This window comes from Rhizobium sp. RU20A (assembly GCF_900155885.1).
Lineage (GTDB): Bacteria > Pseudomonadota > Alphaproteobacteria > Rhizobiales > Rhizobiaceae > RU20A.
The window spans coordinates 33,027-47,848 of record NZ_FTMB01000012.1; the positions used below are offsets into that span (position 1 = coordinate 33,027).

The 14,822-nt window shown below is 63.4% G+C and carries 15 protein-coding genes, 1 pseudogene and 2 riboswitches; of the genes and pseudogenes, 11 read left to right on the forward strand and 5 right to left on the reverse strand.

All coding sequences use genetic code 11. The annotated features are described in order from the left end of the window. Positions 1-2: 2 nt before the first annotated feature. The gene (locus tag F3H41_RS19570; protein ID WP_244616284.1) at positions 3-662 is read right to left on the reverse strand and encodes a thiamine diphosphokinase; all 660 of its coding nucleotides are present in this window, start codon (positions 660-662) and stop codon (positions 3-5) included. A gap of 116 nt (positions 663-778) precedes the next feature. Beyond that, positions 779-900: riboswitch (TPP riboswitch) on the forward strand. Between the two features lie 39 nt (positions 901-939). Here F3H41_RS19570 and thiB point away from each other — a divergent pair. The 5 genes and pseudogenes from thiB (at position 940) to F3H41_RS19595 (ending at position 5,032) form a co-directional block, all read left to right on the forward strand. Beyond that, positions 940-1,962, forward strand: a complete 1,023-nt coding sequence (gene thiB, locus F3H41_RS19575) for a thiamine ABC transporter substrate binding subunit (RefSeq protein WP_188129548.1) — start codon at positions 940-942, stop codon at positions 1,960-1,962. A 7-nt stretch (positions 1,963-1,969) separates the two neighbouring features. Continuing rightward, the gene (gene thiP / locus F3H41_RS19580; protein ID WP_149740377.1) at positions 1,970-3,601 is read left to right on the forward strand and encodes a thiamine/thiamine pyrophosphate ABC transporter permease; all 1,632 of its coding nucleotides are present in this window, start codon (positions 1,970-1,972) and stop codon (positions 3,599-3,601) included. Further along, a complete protein-coding gene (locus F3H41_RS19585) occupies positions 3,598-4,263 on the forward strand; it encodes an ATP-binding cassette domain-containing protein (RefSeq protein ID WP_149740378.1) in 666 nt (221 codons plus the stop codon). Before thiP ends, F3H41_RS19585 begins: the two co-directional genes overlap by 4 nt. Before the next feature lie 81 nt (positions 4,264-4,344). After that, positions 4,345-4,518, forward strand: a pseudogene (locus F3H41_RS19590) (plasmid stabilization protein); the annotation flags it as partial. A 166-nt stretch (positions 4,519-4,684) separates the two neighbouring features. Next, on the forward strand, positions 4,685-5,032 hold the full coding sequence (locus F3H41_RS19595) for a hypothetical protein (protein ID WP_149740380.1): 348 nt from the start codon (positions 4,685-4,687) through the stop codon (positions 5,030-5,032). A 74-nt stretch (positions 5,033-5,106) separates the two neighbouring features. On the opposite strand, the gene F3H41_RS19600 is transcribed toward F3H41_RS19595, so the two are convergent. Both F3H41_RS19600 and F3H41_RS19605 read right to left on the reverse strand, forming a co-directional pair. Then, positions 5,107-5,334, reverse strand: a complete 228-nt coding sequence (locus F3H41_RS19600; protein WP_149740381.1) for a hypothetical protein — start codon at positions 5,332-5,334, stop codon at positions 5,107-5,109. 85 nt (positions 5,335-5,419) lie between these two features. Then, positions 5,420-5,740 (reverse strand): DUF2934 domain-containing protein, encoded by a 321-nt coding sequence (locus F3H41_RS19605; RefSeq protein ID WP_149740382.1) that lies wholly within the window; start codon positions 5,738-5,740, stop codon positions 5,420-5,422. Between the two features lie 438 nt (positions 5,741-6,178). Between F3H41_RS19605 and F3H41_RS19610 the strand changes: the two genes are divergently transcribed. The 6 genes from F3H41_RS19610 to F3H41_RS19635 all read left to right on the forward strand — a co-directional run bounded on the left by F3H41_RS19610 (position 6,179) and on the right by F3H41_RS19635 (position 12,427). Then, on the forward strand, positions 6,179-7,699 hold the full coding sequence (locus F3H41_RS19610) for a M48 family metalloprotease (protein WP_149740383.1): 1,521 nt from the start codon (positions 6,179-6,181) through the stop codon (positions 7,697-7,699). A gap of 26 nt (positions 7,700-7,725) precedes the next feature. Beyond that, a complete protein-coding gene (locus F3H41_RS19615; protein WP_149740384.1) occupies positions 7,726-8,565 on the forward strand; it encodes a MoxR family ATPase in 840 nt (279 codons plus the stop codon). 40 nt (positions 8,566-8,605) lie between these two features. Continuing rightward, a riboswitch (SAM riboswitch) is annotated at positions 8,606-8,682 on the forward strand. A gap of 57 nt (positions 8,683-8,739) precedes the next feature. Beyond that, entirely contained in the window at positions 8,740-9,660 is a 921-nt protein-coding gene (metA, locus tag F3H41_RS19620; RefSeq protein ID WP_149740385.1) for a homoserine O-succinyltransferase, read from the forward strand. Between the two features lie 20 nt (positions 9,661-9,680). Beyond that, complete coding sequence (locus F3H41_RS19625) at positions 9,681-10,130, forward strand: GNAT family N-acetyltransferase (RefSeq protein WP_149740386.1); 450 nt, start codon at positions 9,681-9,683, stop codon at positions 10,128-10,130. Positions 10,131-10,133: 3 nt separating this feature from the next. Then, a complete protein-coding gene (locus tag F3H41_RS19630) occupies positions 10,134-11,318 on the forward strand; it encodes a VWA domain-containing protein (RefSeq protein WP_149740387.1) in 1,185 nt (394 codons plus the stop codon). A gap of 89 nt (positions 11,319-11,407) precedes the next feature. Continuing rightward, a complete protein-coding gene (locus F3H41_RS19635; RefSeq protein WP_149740424.1) occupies positions 11,408-12,427 on the forward strand; it encodes an aldose epimerase family protein in 1,020 nt (339 codons plus the stop codon). 85 nt (positions 12,428-12,512) lie between these two features. On the opposite strand, the gene F3H41_RS19640 is transcribed toward F3H41_RS19635, so the two are convergent. Together F3H41_RS19640 and F3H41_RS19645 are read right to left on the reverse strand one after the other, a co-directional pair. Next, the gene (locus F3H41_RS19640) at positions 12,513-13,379 is read right to left on the reverse strand and encodes an RNA polymerase factor sigma-32 (protein ID WP_149740388.1); all 867 of its coding nucleotides are present in this window, start codon (positions 13,377-13,379) and stop codon (positions 12,513-12,515) included. Positions 13,380-13,880: 501 nt separating this feature from the next. Continuing rightward, positions 13,881-14,450, reverse strand: coding sequence for a CarD family transcriptional regulator (locus F3H41_RS19645; RefSeq protein ID WP_149740389.1), 570 nt, complete (start codon positions 14,448-14,450; stop codon positions 13,881-13,883). Positions 14,451-14,822 lie beyond the last annotated feature (372 nt).

Here is a 14,822-nt window from a genome sequence, read left to right on the forward strand (position 1 = left end):
GATCAGGCTCCGCTAAAGTCTTGCGGGCGAGCGAGCAGAATGGCCCGACCGGCGTGAAGGGTGATCGTCACCGTGCCTTCGGCGACGTTGGAAATGGTGCGCGAGGAGCCGAAGGGCAGGTGGAAATCGGCAAGCGGATAGCGCGCACCCTCAATGGAGAGCCCATCGAGCGCGGTGAGGCCGAGGATGGAAAAGAGCGCGCCGGCGGGCAGGTCGATGGATTTTTCGCCCGGCAGGACCGGGTAGGCCTCTTCCTCGCCGGAGGTCATGGTGATGGCAAGGCCCTGTTCGGCGAGGCGGACGGCCAGCAGCAGATGCATGAAGGCATGGTCGCTGCGCTCGCCGCCCAGCGCGCCGGGCAGGAGGATGGAGCGCGCGCCGCGCGCCAAAGCCTCGCCGATGGCGATCTCACCATCCGTCTCGTTCTTGGCGGCCGGGTAGGGCATGCGCTGAACGCCGGGGAACGCGGCCAGAAGCTCGGCGGGCGTGGAATCAAAATCGCCGACCCAGAGTTCGGGCGTCAGGTCGAGCTGGGAAGCGTGGCGCATGCCACCATCGGCCGCGATGGTGCGGCGGCCGGCGACCATCGTCTTCAGGCGCTCTGTCTGCGTCAGCGTGCCGCCCATGAGCACGACGAAGGCGGTTTGATCGGGATCATCCATGCGACAAGCCCATAACGCAGTCGCCGCCAAAACTGAACGCCTTGCCATCAAGAAATCGACAGGGACGGGCCTGTCACATTTCCCTTGAAAGCCCTTCGCCGGCCAAGTACCGTCACGACGCTCTAACGGGGTGCTGGAACCTTTCCTTATCGAAGGGGTCCGGCTGAGAGGCGGCAAGCGCCAACCCGAAGAACCTGATCCGGTTAGCACCGGCGGAGGGATTAGACGGCACATCCAGCGCCCTATTCCCGTTCAACACGATCACGAGGAGGCGCTGATGCGCATGACATCGATTCTGTCCTATAGTTTTGCCAGTCTTGTCGCGGCGCTTGCCGCCGCTGTTTCGCCGGCTGTGGCGCAAGACAAGGTACTGACGGTCTACACCTACGAAAGCTTCACCAGCGAGTGGGGGCCGGGCGCCAAGGTGGCGGAAGCCTTCGAGAAGGGCTGCGCCTGCAAGGTGAATTATGTCGCGGTTGCCGATGGCGTGGAGCTTCTGACGCGGCTGAAGCTGGAGGGGGCCTCCGGCAAGGCGGATGTGGTGCTGGGGCTCGACACCAATCTCGTCGCCGAGGCCAAGGCGACCGGCCTGTTCGCACCCCATGCGATCGATACCTCGGCCGTCACCGTGCCCGGCGATTTCAAGGACGATGTCTTCGTGCCCTATGATTACGGCCACTTTGCCGTCGTCTACGAGACCGAGACGCTGAAGACGCCGCCGACGAGCCTGAAGGATCTGGTCGAGGGCGACCCGTCGCAGAAGATCGTGATCGAGGATCCCCGCACCTCGACGCCCGGCCTTGGCCTCGTTCTGTGGATGAAGTCGGTCTATGGCGACAAGGCGGGCGAGGCCTGGGCGAAGCTCAAGGGGCGCGTGCTGACGGTGACGCCCGGCTGGTCGGAGGCCTACGGGCTCTTCACCAAGGGCGAGGCGCCGATGGTGCTGTCCTACACGACCTCGCCGGCCTACCACATGGTGGCCGAAAATACGGAACGCTATCAGGCCGCTTCCTTCTCCGAGGGGCATTACATCCAGATCGAGGTGGCCGGCGTGACGAAGGCGGCGCATGATCCGGAGCTTGCCCGCCAGTTCCTCGCCTTCATGACCGGGCCGGTCTTCCAGACGATCATCCCCACCACCAACTGGATGATGCCGGTGGGGAAGACGAGCGAGCCGCTGCCGGAGGCCTTCGGCAAGCTCGTGCAGCCGGCAAAGACCTTCCTGATGGCGCCGGAAGAGGTCGCGGCCAACCGCAAGGCCTGGATCGACGAGTGGCTGGCCGCCATGAGCGCGAACTGATTAGCGGATGTTCGCACCGGCGCAAAGACGACGCATCATCGGCGGGGGCGCGGCATGGCTTGCCGCGCTCCTTGCCTTTGTCGGGGCCGCGGCCTTCGCCCTGTGGCAGGCCGCGCCTCCGGCGGCTGGAGAACCAGGGGCAGGTTTCGATGCCTATGTGCTGGGCGTGGCACGCTTCACGCTGTGGCAGGCGAGCCTTTCCACCGCGCTTTCCATTCTCCTCGCCATTCCAGTGGCGCGCGCGCTGGCGCGGCGGAGCGCATTTCCCGGCCGCATCTGGATCGTCAGGCTGATGGCGCTGCCGCTCGGCCTGCCAGCGTTGGTCGCGGCACTCGGCATTCTCGAGATCTGGGGCCGGCAGGGCGTCGTCAATGCCGGTCTTGCCGCGCTCGGCGTGGCGCAGCCCTTCAGCATCTACGGGCTGCCGGGCATCCTCATCGCCCATGTGTTCTTCAATCTGCCGCTGGCGGCGCGGCTGATGCTGGCGGAACTGGAACGGTTGCCGGGCGAATACTGGCGGGTTTCGGCCAGTCTCGGCATGGGGCCGGGAAGCCTCTTCCGTTTCGTGGAGTGGCCGGCAATGCGCAGCGTGCTGCCGGGGGCCGCGGGGCTAATCTTCATTCTCTGCGCGACCAGTTTTACGCTCGTGCTGACGCTTGGCGGTGGACCGGCAGCTTCGACGCTGGAGGTGGCGATCTATCAGGCGCTGCGCTTCGACTTCGATCCGCGCCGGGCGATGTTGATGTCGGCATTGCAAATCCTCTTCATGCTCGTCGTTCTCGCGGGCCTGCGGCTGATCGGTCCAGTTGCCGAAAGCGGGATGACCGGCGGCGGGGCGGTGCGGCGTTTCGACGGCCGGGGCGGCCTTTCGATTGTGGGCGACGGGCTGGCGATCGCGTTGGCTGTCGGCTTCGTGGCCGCGCCGCTTCTCGCCGTCGCTTCCTCCGGCCTTGCCGCCGATCTTCAGCGGCTGATCCGCGATCCGCTGGTGCATCAAGCCTTTATGACCAGTCTGGTGATCGCGGTCTCTTCGGCCTTGCTGTCGCTTTCCATGGCGATCCCTGTTCTCCGGGCGCGGCAGGGGATCGCTGCGAGCCGGCGTGTCTCAACGCCGCTTCAACTTCTCGCCGCGCTGTTGCGTGATGCGCCGTCAGTGGCATTGCTGGTGCCGCCGGTCGTGCTCGGCTCGGGCTGGTTCCTGCTGCTGCGCGGCTTCGGGAATGTTTCCGGTTTTGCCGGCCCGGTCGTCGTCGCCATCAATGCGCTGATGGCGCTGCCCTTCGTCTGCCGCGTGCTGGAGCCGGCGCTGGAGGCCTATCAGGTGCGCACGGCCCGGCTCGTTGCCGCGCTCGGCATGGGCGGGCTGCCTGCCCTCAGGCTCGTGGTGCTGCCGGTACTGGCGCGTCCACTTCTGGCTGCGCTATCCTTTGCCATGGCGCTGTCGCTCGGCGATCTCGGCGCCGTCGCGCTGTTCGGATCTCAGGATTTCGTGACGCTGCCCTGGCTGCTTTTCAGCCGCATGGGGGCCTATCGCAGCGCGGATGCGGCGGGGCTGGCGCTCATTCTGGCGCTCCTATGCCTGCTGCTGACCATTGCGGGAGCCCCTCGGGCGCGCAACCGGGAAAAGGAAGAGTCATGACCGCGACCGAGGAGGCAATTCGGCTGGAGGCGGTGCGCCTTGCCTTCGGCAGCGTGGAGATGCGCTTCGACGTCGGCTTCGCAGCCGGGCGGGTGACGGGCATTATCGGCCCCTCGGGTTCGGGAAAATCGACGCTTCTGCATCTGATCGCCGGCTTTGAAATGCCCGATAGCGGCGTCATCCGTCTTCTCGGGAGAGATGTGACGGCCGATGGGCCCGGCATGCGGCCGGTCTCGGTCATCTTCCAGGACAACAATCTCTTCGCTCACCTCGACGTCGCCACCAATGTCGGGCTCGGTATCGATCCCGCCCTGAAGCTCGATGCGGCAGGCCGCGCGGCGGTTGGTGATGCGCTCGCGAAAGTCGGCCTGCGCGGTTTCGAAAAGCGTCGACCGCCGACCCTTTCGGGCGGGGAGCGGCAGCGGGTGGCGCTGGCGCGGGCTTTGGTGCGCCGCCGGCCCATTCTTCTGCTCGACGAACCCTTTGCGGCGCTTGATCCCGAAAGGCGCGCCGAGATGGGCGATCTCGTCACCGCGCTTCAGCGCGAGACCGGCATGACGGTCCTGCTTGTCACGCATCAGCCGGACGATGTCGTGCGTCTGTGCGATGCGGTCGTGGAGATCGAGGCGGGGATGGTCCGCGCGGTTCGTACACTTCGCTGAGCCATCTGCGCGCCGCTCGGGAACTTCCGGGCGTCGGTGCCGTTGGGAAGGCAGTTCCAGCAGCACAGCGAGGAGACCGCCATGCCCCAGGGAGACAAATCCGCCTATACGGACAAGCAGAAGCGCAAGGCGAGCCATATCGCCGAAGGTTACGAAGAGCGCGGCGTTTCCAAGGACGAAGCCGAGGCCCGGGCCTGGGCGACCGTCAACCGGCAGGATGGCGGCGGAAAGAAGTCCGGTTCCGGGCGCATGAAGCCTTCGCAGCACTGAGGGACGGCCACTTGGCGCCGTCTCAAGCCGACGCCAGGAATTTCACGCGGACGTGGCGGAACCATTAGCCTTGATGACGCATTGCCTGTCGAGTGCGGCGAAAGGCGTTCCTGCCCTACCCGCCGCTTGAACCCCACGTGAGGAGAAGATCATGGGTGCTCGAGATATCCGCATTCTTTCCGAAGGCGATGCACAGATCGTCGAGTTCATCGGCAACGGATCGGAGGTCGTTTCCGTACGCCTTTCATCGCGGGCCGAGACCGACGAAGCCGCTATTTCGCAGGCACGCGACGTGATGCAGCGTCTTTCCAGCGAGCGCCAGGCGGCAAACGACCAGCATCGCGGCACCCCGCGGGAAAGCCTTGAGGCCGAGCAGCGGCATCAGAGCCAAGCTGCTGCGTCCGGTGATCTCGACAAGGCTCTGAAAGACACGTTTCCCGCAAGCGACCCGGTTTCGGCCGCGTCGGGAACGACGGGTGTCGACCACCGCCGCGTTTGACGCGCTGCGTATTTCACGGCAAAAAGCGCGCTTTGGCCATGGCCGGGCGCGCTTTTTTGATCAATCAGTTGGTTTTAGAACCGGCCGTGCATAAGGCTCATGCCCGTCGCCAGTGCCGGAACGGCTAGGCGGCCACCGATATTGTGAGGGTGGTGCAGGTCCACCTGATGCGGGGCGGATACCGCCACGCTTGTGTCGTTGCGCGGCGCGCGCAGATCGGTCGCGTGGGTGCGGGCGGCCTTGGCCATGGCAAGGCGCTTGCCCCGCCCATTGGTTCGAACGGGCTTGCGTCGAAGGATCATGGTACTCTCCCTTTTCCAGATCATGCCGCAAGGAAAACAAACGGCGGGCGAGATCGTTCCATCGTGCCCGCCGCCAAGCGGCCTGTCAGGCGTCGAGCGTTTCGGTGGATTTCGGCGTCTTCGCCCTCCGGGATGCGGGTTTTGCAGCGGATGTCGTCTTATCCGATGTAGCGGGCTTGGCTTTCCGACGGACAGCGGGTTCCGCGGCGGGCTCTGCGTTTACCACGACCTTCGGCGCCGCGGGGGTCTTGCGCGGCGCGCGCGGGGTCTTGGCGGCGGCCTCAGCCGAAAGCACTTCGAGGCGCGCCATTTCCCAATGGCGTTGCTCTTCGCCATGCGGATGGCCCTCGGCCTCCCAGATGGCATAGGCACGGTTTCGAATGCGGCTTTCGAGGGTAACGTCCATTCATCGTCTCCATGTTGAACAGGCCGGACGCGGGCGTCCTGGTTTTCGCCTGGCAAATGATCGGCGGTGAGACGAGAAACGGACCGGATCGAATCGCGCGATCATCGGGCGTTGCCGACTGTAACAGCTTTTGACCGGCCGGCCACCCCCGGCGGCATCATGGAACGGTGCACGCCAGCGCCGGCCACAATTTGACCGTGCCGCCATGGGAGGCGGGACCAGAGGCGCGATATTTACCTTCAATCGTCTGGGGACGTCGGCTGATCCACTTTTCAGTCTGGTGCTCTAGCAAGGAGCGCATGAAATCGGATAGACCGAAATCATTGGCGCTGCGGGGTTTTCGCCCTATTTAAGCGACGCGGGATGCTGGACGTGGTTTTCGTTCAGCCGCACGCAACATCATGGGTGACCGCAGGGGCGGTCGGGTCGGATTGACGCATGGCAAAGGGACTGGCTGGGCATCACAAAAGCGTATCGAACGGGGCGAGCGTCTGGGGGCGTCGCGTTGCGCGCGCGCTCGTGCTCTCCAGCGTTCTCGTGCTGTCCGGTTGCCAGTCGCTGCTGGAGCAGTCCTACGAGCCGAGCGTGTCGCCCTCGTCCAATCCGCAGATCGTCGACGAGGTGCAGAAGAACGATCCGCGTGCTGCGATGGGCGCGCGCGAACATCCGCGGATCGTGGCCAGCTATGGCGGCGAATACAAGGATGCCAAGACCGAACGCCTCGTGGCGCGCATTGCCGGCGCCCTGACAGCAGTGTCGGAAAATCCGCTGCAATCCTATCGCATCACCATTCTCAATTCACCCGCGATCAATGCCTTTGCGTTGCCCGGCGGCTATCTCTATGTGACGCGCGGTCTGCTGGCGCTTGCGAACGACGCCTCGGAAGTGGCCGCCGTGCTGTCGCACGAAATGGCGCATGTGACCGCCAATCACGGTATCGAGCGCCAGCAGCGCGAGGAGGCGGAGGTGATCGCCAGCCGCGTCGTCTCCGAAGTGCTCTCAAGCGATCTCGCCGGCAAGCAGGCGCTGGCGCGCGGCAAGTTGCGGCTCGCGGCCTTCTCGCGTCAGCAGGAGTTGCAGGCCGACGTGATCGGTGTGCGCATGCTGGGTGAAGCCGGCTACGACCCCTATGCCGCGGCGCGGTTCCTCGATTCCATGGCGGCCTACAGCCGCTTTTCGGCGGTCGATCCGGAATCGGACCAGAGCCTCGACTTCCTGTCCAGCCATCCGAGTGCGCCGCAGCGCGTGGACCTGGCGCGGCGCCACGCCCGTGCGTTCGGTCAGGAGGGGCAGGTGGGCGATCGCGGCCGTGACTATTATCTCGATGGCATCGACGGCCTGCTCTATGGCGACCGGCCGGAAGAGGGCTATGTGCGCGGGCAGACCTTCCTGCATGCCGGTCTTGGCATCCGCTTCGACGTGCCGGACGGTTTCCGGATCGACAACAAGGCGGAAGCCGTGCTTGCCACGGGGCCGAACGATGTGGCGATCCGCTTTGACGGCGTCCCGGACACGCAGGGCCAGAGCCTATCCGCCTACATTGCGAGCGGATGGGTGACCGGCTTGCAGCCGGCCACGATCCGGGCCATCCGCGTCAACGGCCTTGAGGCCGCGACGGCGCGGGCCAGCGCCGACCGTTGGGATTTCGACGTGACGGTAGTTCGGCTCGGCCAGCGCATCTATCGCTTCCTGACGGCTGTGCCGAAGGGATCGCCGTCGCTGCAACCGACAGCCGATGCTTTGCGCATCTCCTTCCGGCAGATGACGCCGACCGAAGCTGCCTCGATCAAGCCGCTGCGCGTGCGCGTTCTGACGGCGGGGCCTGGCGATACGATCGCAACGCTCGCTGCCCGGATGATGGGGACCGATCGCAAGCTTGATCTCTTCCGCCTCATCAATGCGATGACGCTCACCTCCGTCGTCAAGCCGGGCGACCGGGTGAAGATTATCGCCGAATAATTCGTCCAGCTTTGCCGGAGTGCCCCATGCCGTTTTCCGGAACCGATGCCTATATTGCCGACAAGGACCTGCTGGTGGCCGTCAATGCCGCCATCCGGCTCCAGCGCCCGCTTCTGGTGAAGGGCGAGCCGGGCACCGGCAAGACCGAGCTTGCCCGGCAGGTGGCGAGCAAACTCGGCGCGCCCTTCATCGAGTGGAACGTGAAATCCACCACCAAGGCGCAGCAAGGGCTTTACGATTACGATGCCGTCTCGCGGCTGCGCGACAGCCAGCTCGGCGACGCGAAGGTCAACGACATCGCCAACTATATCCGCCGTGGTAAGCTGTGGCAGGCCTTCGAGACGGACAGCCGCGCCGTGCTGCTGATCGACGAGATCGACAAGGCTGACATCGAGTTTCCGAACGATCTGTTGCAGGAACTCGACCGGATGGAGTTCCACGTCTACGAGACCGGCGAGACGATCACGGCCCGACACCGGCCGATCGTCATCATCACTTCCAACAACGAAAAGGAACTACCGGACGCCTTTCTGCGCCGCTGTTTCTTCCACTTCATCCCCTTTCCCGATGCAGAGACGCTGGCGCGGATCGTGGAGGTGCATTTCCCGGGCATCCGCCGCAATCTTCTCTCTCAGGCCCTCGCCACCTTCTTCGAGATCCGCAATGTGCAGGGGCTGAAAAAGAAGCCTTCGACCTCGGAGGCGCTGGATTGGATCCGCCTTCTGGTTGCCGATGACGTGGACCCGGCCGATCTGAGGGCCGACGCGAAGACAATGTTGCCGAAGCTCTACGGGGCGCTACTGAAAAACGAGCAGGATGTGCATCTCTTCGAGCGGCTGGCCTTCATGAGCCGGCGCGAGAGCTGAGACCGGCGTCACATTGATTCTGCGTGAAAGTGGGCGTATGAACAGCGCTTGTGGTGATTTGCCGGCCGGCTTGCAGCCACGTTAAACAAGTTGCTAAAGGGCCGCGGGGAGAAGGACTTCCGTGGACCGTTGGCGATTTGATGCAGCCGGCTTTCCAGTGTCGAAGTGAGCCCCATGCCGATCAAGATTCCCGATGCACTGCCCGCGTTCCAGACCCTCGTTTCCGAGGGCGTGCGGGTGATGACGGAAACCGTGGCCATCCGTCAGGATATCCGTCCGCTGCAGATCGGCCTGCTCAATCTCATGCCGAACAAGATCAAGACCGAGATCCAGATGGCGCGCCTTGTCGGCGCCTCGCCGCTGCAGGTGGAGTTTTCGCTGGTGCGCGTTGGTGGCCACCGGGCAAAGAACACCTCCGAAGAACATCTCCTCTCCTTCTACAATACTTGGGAAGAGATCCGGCACCGCAAGTTCGACGGCTTCATCATCACCGGCGCACCGGTGGAAACGCTGGACTACGAGGACGTGACCTACTGGGACGAGATGAAGCAGATTCTCGACTGGACGGAAACCAACGTCCATTCGACGCTCAACATCTGCTGGGGCGCGATGGCCGCCATCTACCACTTCCACAAGGTGCCGAAATATACGCTGAAGGAGAAGGCCTTCGGGGTGTTCCGCCACCACAATCGCAAGCCGTCCTCGGTCTTCCTCAACGGGTTCTCGGATGACTTCCAGATTCCCGTGTCGCGCTGGACGGAGGTGCGGGCCGAGGATATCGCGCGCGTACCTGACCTCGATATCCTCATGGAATCGGACGAGACGGGTGTGTGTTTCGTGGAAGAGAAGGGCGGCAAGCGGCTCTATGTCTTCAACCATGTTGAATACGATTCCACCTCGCTGGCCGATGAGTATTTCCGCGATGCGAATGCAGGTGTTCCCATCCGGCTACCGAAGAACTATTTTCCCCACAACGACCCGTCGATCCCGCCCCAGAACCGCTGGCGCAGCCATGCGCATCTCCTGTTCGGCAACTGGATCAACGAGATTTACCAGACGACGCCCTATGATCTGAACGCGATCGGCAAGGGGTGATCGAACGCAGGAGAAGAGCCATGTCCGGTCTCGTTATTCGCCCCATCGAAGCGGCAGACGAGGCCGACTGGCGCCGCCTGTGGACAGCCTATCTGATGTTCTATGAAACCGTGCTGCCGGAGACGGTGTACGCCTCCACTTTCGCGCGCCTGACGAGCGGCGCGCAGGGGGAGTTTCGCGGCTTTCTTGCCCTTGTCGATGGGCAGCCGGTTGGTCTCACCCACTACGTCTTTCATCGGACCTGCTGGGCTGTCGGCGATTCCTGCTATCTTCAGGACCTTTTCGCCGATCCGACCGTCCGGGGACGCGGCATCGGACGCGCGCTGATCGAGGCCGTCTATGCGGCGGCTGAGGCGCAAGGCGCCGCCAAGGTCTACTGGCTGACGCAGGAGTTCAATCATACGGCCCGGCAGCTCTATGACCGGATCGCCGCCAAGACGCCGTTCATCGTCTACAGCAAGGCCCTTTGAGTGATGCTGATCCCCTTCTTCCTGATGCTGAGGGCGGAGCGCGTACCGGTGACGCTGCGCGAGCTTCTCGTGCTTCTGGAGGGCATGGAGGCCGGGCTTGTCGATTTCGACGTCGAGTCCTTCTATTTCCTGGCGCGGGCGGCGCTCATCAAGGACGAGCGGCACATCGATCGCTTTGACCGTGTCTTTGCCCAATGCTTCAAGGGGCTGGATCTCGTCTCCGGTGTGGAGGGGGAGGGGCCGCGGCCGCTTCCGGAGGAATGGCTGCGCAAGCTGGCGGAGCGGCACCTCACCGAGGAGGAGAAAGCGCTGATCGAGAGCCTTGGCGGTTTCGACGCACTGATGGAGACCCTGCGCCAACGGCTAGCCGAGCAGAAGGAGCGGCATCAGGGCGGCTCGAAGTGGATCGGCACCGCCGGCACCTCTCCCTTCGGCGCCTATGGCTACAATCCCGAGGGCGTTCGGATCGGGCAGGCGGAGTCCCGGCATCGGCGAGCGGTCAAAGTCTGGGACCGGCGCGACTTTCGCGACTATGACGACGACGTCGAATTCGGCACGCGCAACATCAAGGTGGCGCTGCGGCGCCTGCGCCGTTTCGTGCGCGAGGGGGCGGCGGACGAACTGGATCTGCCCGCCACGATCCGCGCAACCGCCGAGCAGGGCTATATCGATGTCGTGACGCGGCCGGAACGGCGCAATGCCGTGCGCATGCTGATGTTTCTCGATGTCGGCGGCTCCATGGACGGGCACGTGCGGGATGTGGAGATGTTGTTTTCCGCCGCGCGCTCCGAATTCCGGCATCTCGAACACTTCTACTTCCACAACTGCGTCTATGAGGGTGTGTGGAAGACGAACAGCCGACGACATGTGGACCGGATCGCGACAGAGGAGGTGCTGCGCACCTATGGGTCCGGCTATAAGCTGTGCTTCGTGGGCGATGCCGCCATGAGCCCCTATGAGCTCACGCATTCCGGCGGCTCGGTCGAGCACTGGAACAGCGAGCCGGGCGCGCTCTGGCTGGAGCGGCTGGCCACGCAGTTTCCCGGCCATGTCTGGCTGAACCCCGTTAGACCGGACTACTGGGGCTATACGGCCTCGATCGGCCTTGTGCAGCGGCTGATGGGCGGGCGGATGTTTCCGTTGACGCTGTCGGGCCTGACGGATGCCATGCGCGCGCTGCTGCGTTGACGGCTCAATTGTATGATTTATCGGTTGCGGTGATGCGGAATTTGCCGCAGGTTCGCCGCGCCTGCCGCGAGGAGCAGGCCGATGGGAGGATGGGGATGATGCGCGAGCATTTCGGCGTGTTGCCGACGGGTGAAGTGGTGGAACGGGTCACGCTTGTCGGCGGCGGGCTGACGGCGAACATTCTGACCTATGGCGCCGTCATTCACGATCTCCGGCTGGACGGACATCAGCCGGCACTTGTCCTGGGTTTCGAGACGCTTCAGTCCTATCTCGACCATTCTCCCTTTTTCGGCGCGACACCGGGGCGATGCTCCAACCGCATCGCGGATGGCGTCTTCAGCATTGACGGGAGCGCCTTTCATCTGGAGCGGAACGAGAAAGGCGTGACCCATCTGCATGGCGGCAGCGATGGTCTGGCCGTTCGCAACTGGGAGATCGTCGACCTCGGAGCCGATTTCGTCGTGCTGGGGATCACGGACCCGGATGGGCGCGCCGGCTATCCAGGCAATTGCCGCGTCACGGCGCGCTACAGCCTCTCAGAAGGCGGGACGTTGGGTGTGGTCTACCAATCGACGAGCGATGCCGCCACGCTCTGCAATATCTGCCAGCACAGCTATTTCAATCTGGATGGCCGGCCGGATGCCTTCGACCACGTCATCTCCATAGCGGCCGATCATTATCTGCCGGTGGATGATCGGCTCATCCCGACCGGAGAGGTTCGGCCGGTCGATGGAACCGTTTTCGACCTGCGCCAGCCCACCGCCTTGCAGGTGCAGCGGCACGGCGAAAAGATCGCGTACGATCATAATTTCTGCCTGTCACCCGAAAGGGGCGAGATGCGTAGCGCGGCGCGGGTGACGAGCCCGCATTCGGGCGTTTCGCTGGAGGTACGGACCACGGAGCCCGGGGTGCAACTCTATACGGGCGTGATGATACCGGCGATGCAAGTGCCAGGGCTGGATGGCCGCGTCTACGGTCCCTTTGCCGGCTTCTGCCTCGAGACCCAGGTCTGGCCGGATGCGATCAACCACGCAGGCTTTCCGAACGCCATCCTGCGTCCCGGCGAGACGCTGCTTCAGGAGACAGCGTACATTTTCACGAAAGGGTGACGCGGGGCCCATCGCTTGCTGAAACGAAGAACGGCGCGGAAACCCGCGCCGTTCTTCGTTGCCATTGTCTGAACTTCGATGCCGCTCACGCCATGCCGGTGGCCAGCACCGGGGCCCGGGCGACAAGGGCGCTGCGAAGTTTCTCGAGGGCGCGCGTTTCAATCTGGCGGACGCGCTCCTTGGAAATGCCGAGGTCCGCACCAAGTTCTTCCAGCGTCGCGCCCATTTCGGACAGGCGGCGGGCCTTGATGATCTTCATCTCGCGGTCGTTGAGGGAGGTCAGGGCATCCTTCAACCATTCACGACGACGCTCACCATCGATAATATCGCCGACCTGCTCATCGGGAAGCGGTTCGTCGCTGGCAAGGAAATCCATCCGTTCGGCACCATCGGGCTCGCCGGAGGAGACGGGAGCTTGGAGTGAGGTGTCGCTCCCGGAAAGGCGCGCATCCATGGTCTGAACGTCGCGCACACTCACCCCGAGCGCTGTGGCGATCTGTTCATGCATGGCCTGGGCGGTCAGTTGCTGATCGCCCTGGGCGAGCCGCGCGCGCAGGCGGCGCAGGTTGAAGAACAGCGCCTTCTGGGCAGAACTCGTACCGCCGCGGACGATCGACCAGTTGCGCAGGACGTAATCCTGCATGGAGGCGCGAATCCACCAGGTGGCATAGGTGGAGAAGCGGACGTCGCGACCGGGCTCGAAGCGGGCAGCGGCTTCAAGGAGGCCGACGTAGCCTTCCTGTACGAGATCGCCCATGGGAAGGCCGAAATGGCGAAACTTGGTGGCCATGGAGACGACGAGGCGCATGTGCGCCATGGCAATGCGGTTGCGCGCCTCCTGGTCGTCATTCTCGCGCCAGGCGATGGCGAGATCCTGCTCCTCCTGGCGCTCCAGATAGGGGGCGGCCATGGCGATCTTGATGAGGCGTCTTTCTGCACTCTGGTTCTTCATGGGAAAGCTCCGTCAGATCGCGCCCTGCGCGTCACGAGTTCGACCGGCAACCAGCAGAAAGAGAGGATCACCAGGATCGGTATCGACGGAAACAGGCGCTTCCGGCTTGACAGGATTCCGGGTGGTTCTATCTCTCCGCTCACAACGAGAAAACAGGCGGGGCACGATTGGGAGGCTTCATGGACCGGCTGCTGCCGGGCGGAGCCATGTCCGTCGGCGTGTGTAAAACGCCGCGTCCTGAAAAAAGTTCCGGCGCCCCTTGAAAATTTCAGCGCGAAACGCGCCTTTTCTTTTCTGTAGTCCGCGTTAGGTGCGCGGCGCTGAACGCGTTCGGAAGACACTTCCAATAAGTCTTTGTTAAAGAAAGAATATTTTCCAGACGGCCTCTCGCATTCGCCGGGCAGTGCCGCTCCATGGCCCTCAAGACCAGTCCGTACCCTTCATAAGGCACAAAAAAACCCGGGCAAGGCCCGGGCTTTCGTCGTCAGGAGAGAGCGAAAATCAGGCCGCTTCGTCCTGGCTATCGTCTTCATCGACGGCCTTGCCACGCTTCGGACCCTTGTTGAGGTGAGTCTCGACGAGGCGAACCGCTTCGGTTTCCGACATCTTGTTGACGGCTGCGATTTCGCGAGCCATGCGGTCGAGGGCGGCTTCATAAAGCTGACGCTCGGAATAGGACTGTTCTGGCTGGTTTTCGGCGCGGTAGAGGTCGCGAACGACTTCCGCGATCGCGATCAGGTCGCCGGAATTGATCTTCGCATCATATTCCTGCGCACGGCGCGACCACATGGTGCGCTTGACGCGGGCCTTGCCTTGGACGACCTTGAGTGCACGCTCGACGAAATCGGTTTCCGACAGCTTGCGCATGCCAATGCTCACGGCCTTTGCGACCGGAACCTTGAGACGCATCTTGTCCTTTTCGAAGTCGATGACAAAAAGCTCGAGCTTCATGCCGGCGACTTCCTGCTCTTCGATTGCGACGATTTGGCCCACGCCATGGGCGGGATAGACGATGGATTCACCGGTCTTGAAGCCGTGGCGGTTCGAAGATTTCTTCTGCTGGGTCGTCATTCGTTTTAAAAACTCCCTGTTACGCTCCCGGTTTGGGGCCGGGGCCGGGTCAACAAGGCCCGGGATCGGCGGTGAACGCCGGATGACACCTGCTGGTCCGCCCACAATGACAAACGCAAAGACGACACGTCCACAAACGGCAACGGAACGTTGCGAGTTAAAATGTCGGTCGTCGAGGGGATCGTTTGCTTTCGTGATGGTTTCGGGCGCGCAAGAACGCCCCGAGTTGGATCAGTTTTCAGACCCTATCACAAAAAACTGTCGAAATCAATAATTTGCTTTGACAGGCAGCCAAAGATCGGGGGTCCTGGGCGCCGCTGCTTCGCGAACCGCCCGTACCACTTTGTCGCAACCTCGTGCCTTGGCGCACAC

Excerpts from the sequence above, each read along its gene's own strand:
- F3H41_RS19570 (WP_244616284.1), bottom strand. The coding sequence starts at position 662 with ATGGATGATCCCGATCAAACCGCCTTCGTCGTGCTCATGGGCGGCACG.
- thiB (WP_188129548.1), top strand. The coding sequence starts at position 940 with ATGCGCATGACATCGATTCTGTCCTATAGTTTTGCCAGTCTTGTCGCG.
- thiP (WP_149740377.1), top strand. The coding sequence starts at position 1,970 with ATGTTCGCACCGGCGCAAAGACGACGCATCATCGGCGGGGGCGCGGCA.
- F3H41_RS19585 (WP_149740378.1), top strand. The coding sequence starts at position 3,598 with ATGACCGCGACCGAGGAGGCAATTCGGCTGGAGGCGGTGCGCCTTGCC.
- F3H41_RS19595 (WP_149740380.1), top strand. The coding sequence starts at position 4,685 with ATGGGTGCTCGAGATATCCGCATTCTTTCCGAAGGCGATGCACAGATC.
- F3H41_RS19600 (WP_149740381.1), bottom strand. The coding sequence starts at position 5,334 with ATGATCCTTCGACGCAAGCCCGTTCGAACCAATGGGCGGGGCAAGCGC.
- F3H41_RS19605 (WP_149740382.1), bottom strand. The coding sequence starts at position 5,740 with ATGGACGTTACCCTCGAAAGCCGCATTCGAAACCGTGCCTATGCCATC.
- F3H41_RS19610 (WP_149740383.1), top strand. The coding sequence starts at position 6,179 with ATGGCAAAGGGACTGGCTGGGCATCACAAAAGCGTATCGAACGGGGCG.
- F3H41_RS19615 (WP_149740384.1), top strand. The coding sequence starts at position 7,726 with ATGCCGTTTTCCGGAACCGATGCCTATATTGCCGACAAGGACCTGCTG.
- metA (WP_149740385.1), top strand. The coding sequence starts at position 8,740 with ATGCCGATCAAGATTCCCGATGCACTGCCCGCGTTCCAGACCCTCGTT.
- F3H41_RS19625 (WP_149740386.1), top strand. The coding sequence starts at position 9,681 with ATGTCCGGTCTCGTTATTCGCCCCATCGAAGCGGCAGACGAGGCCGAC.
- F3H41_RS19630 (WP_149740387.1), top strand. The coding sequence starts at position 10,134 with ATGCTGATCCCCTTCTTCCTGATGCTGAGGGCGGAGCGCGTACCGGTG.
- F3H41_RS19635 (WP_149740424.1), top strand. The coding sequence starts at position 11,408 with ATGGGGATGATGCGCGAGCATTTCGGCGTGTTGCCGACGGGTGAAGTG.
- F3H41_RS19640 (WP_149740388.1), bottom strand. The coding sequence starts at position 13,379 with ATGAAGAACCAGAGTGCAGAAAGACGCCTCATCAAGATCGCCATGGCC.
- F3H41_RS19645 (WP_149740389.1), bottom strand. The coding sequence starts at position 14,450 with ATGACGACCCAGCAGAAGAAATCTTCGAACCGCCACGGCTTCAAGACC.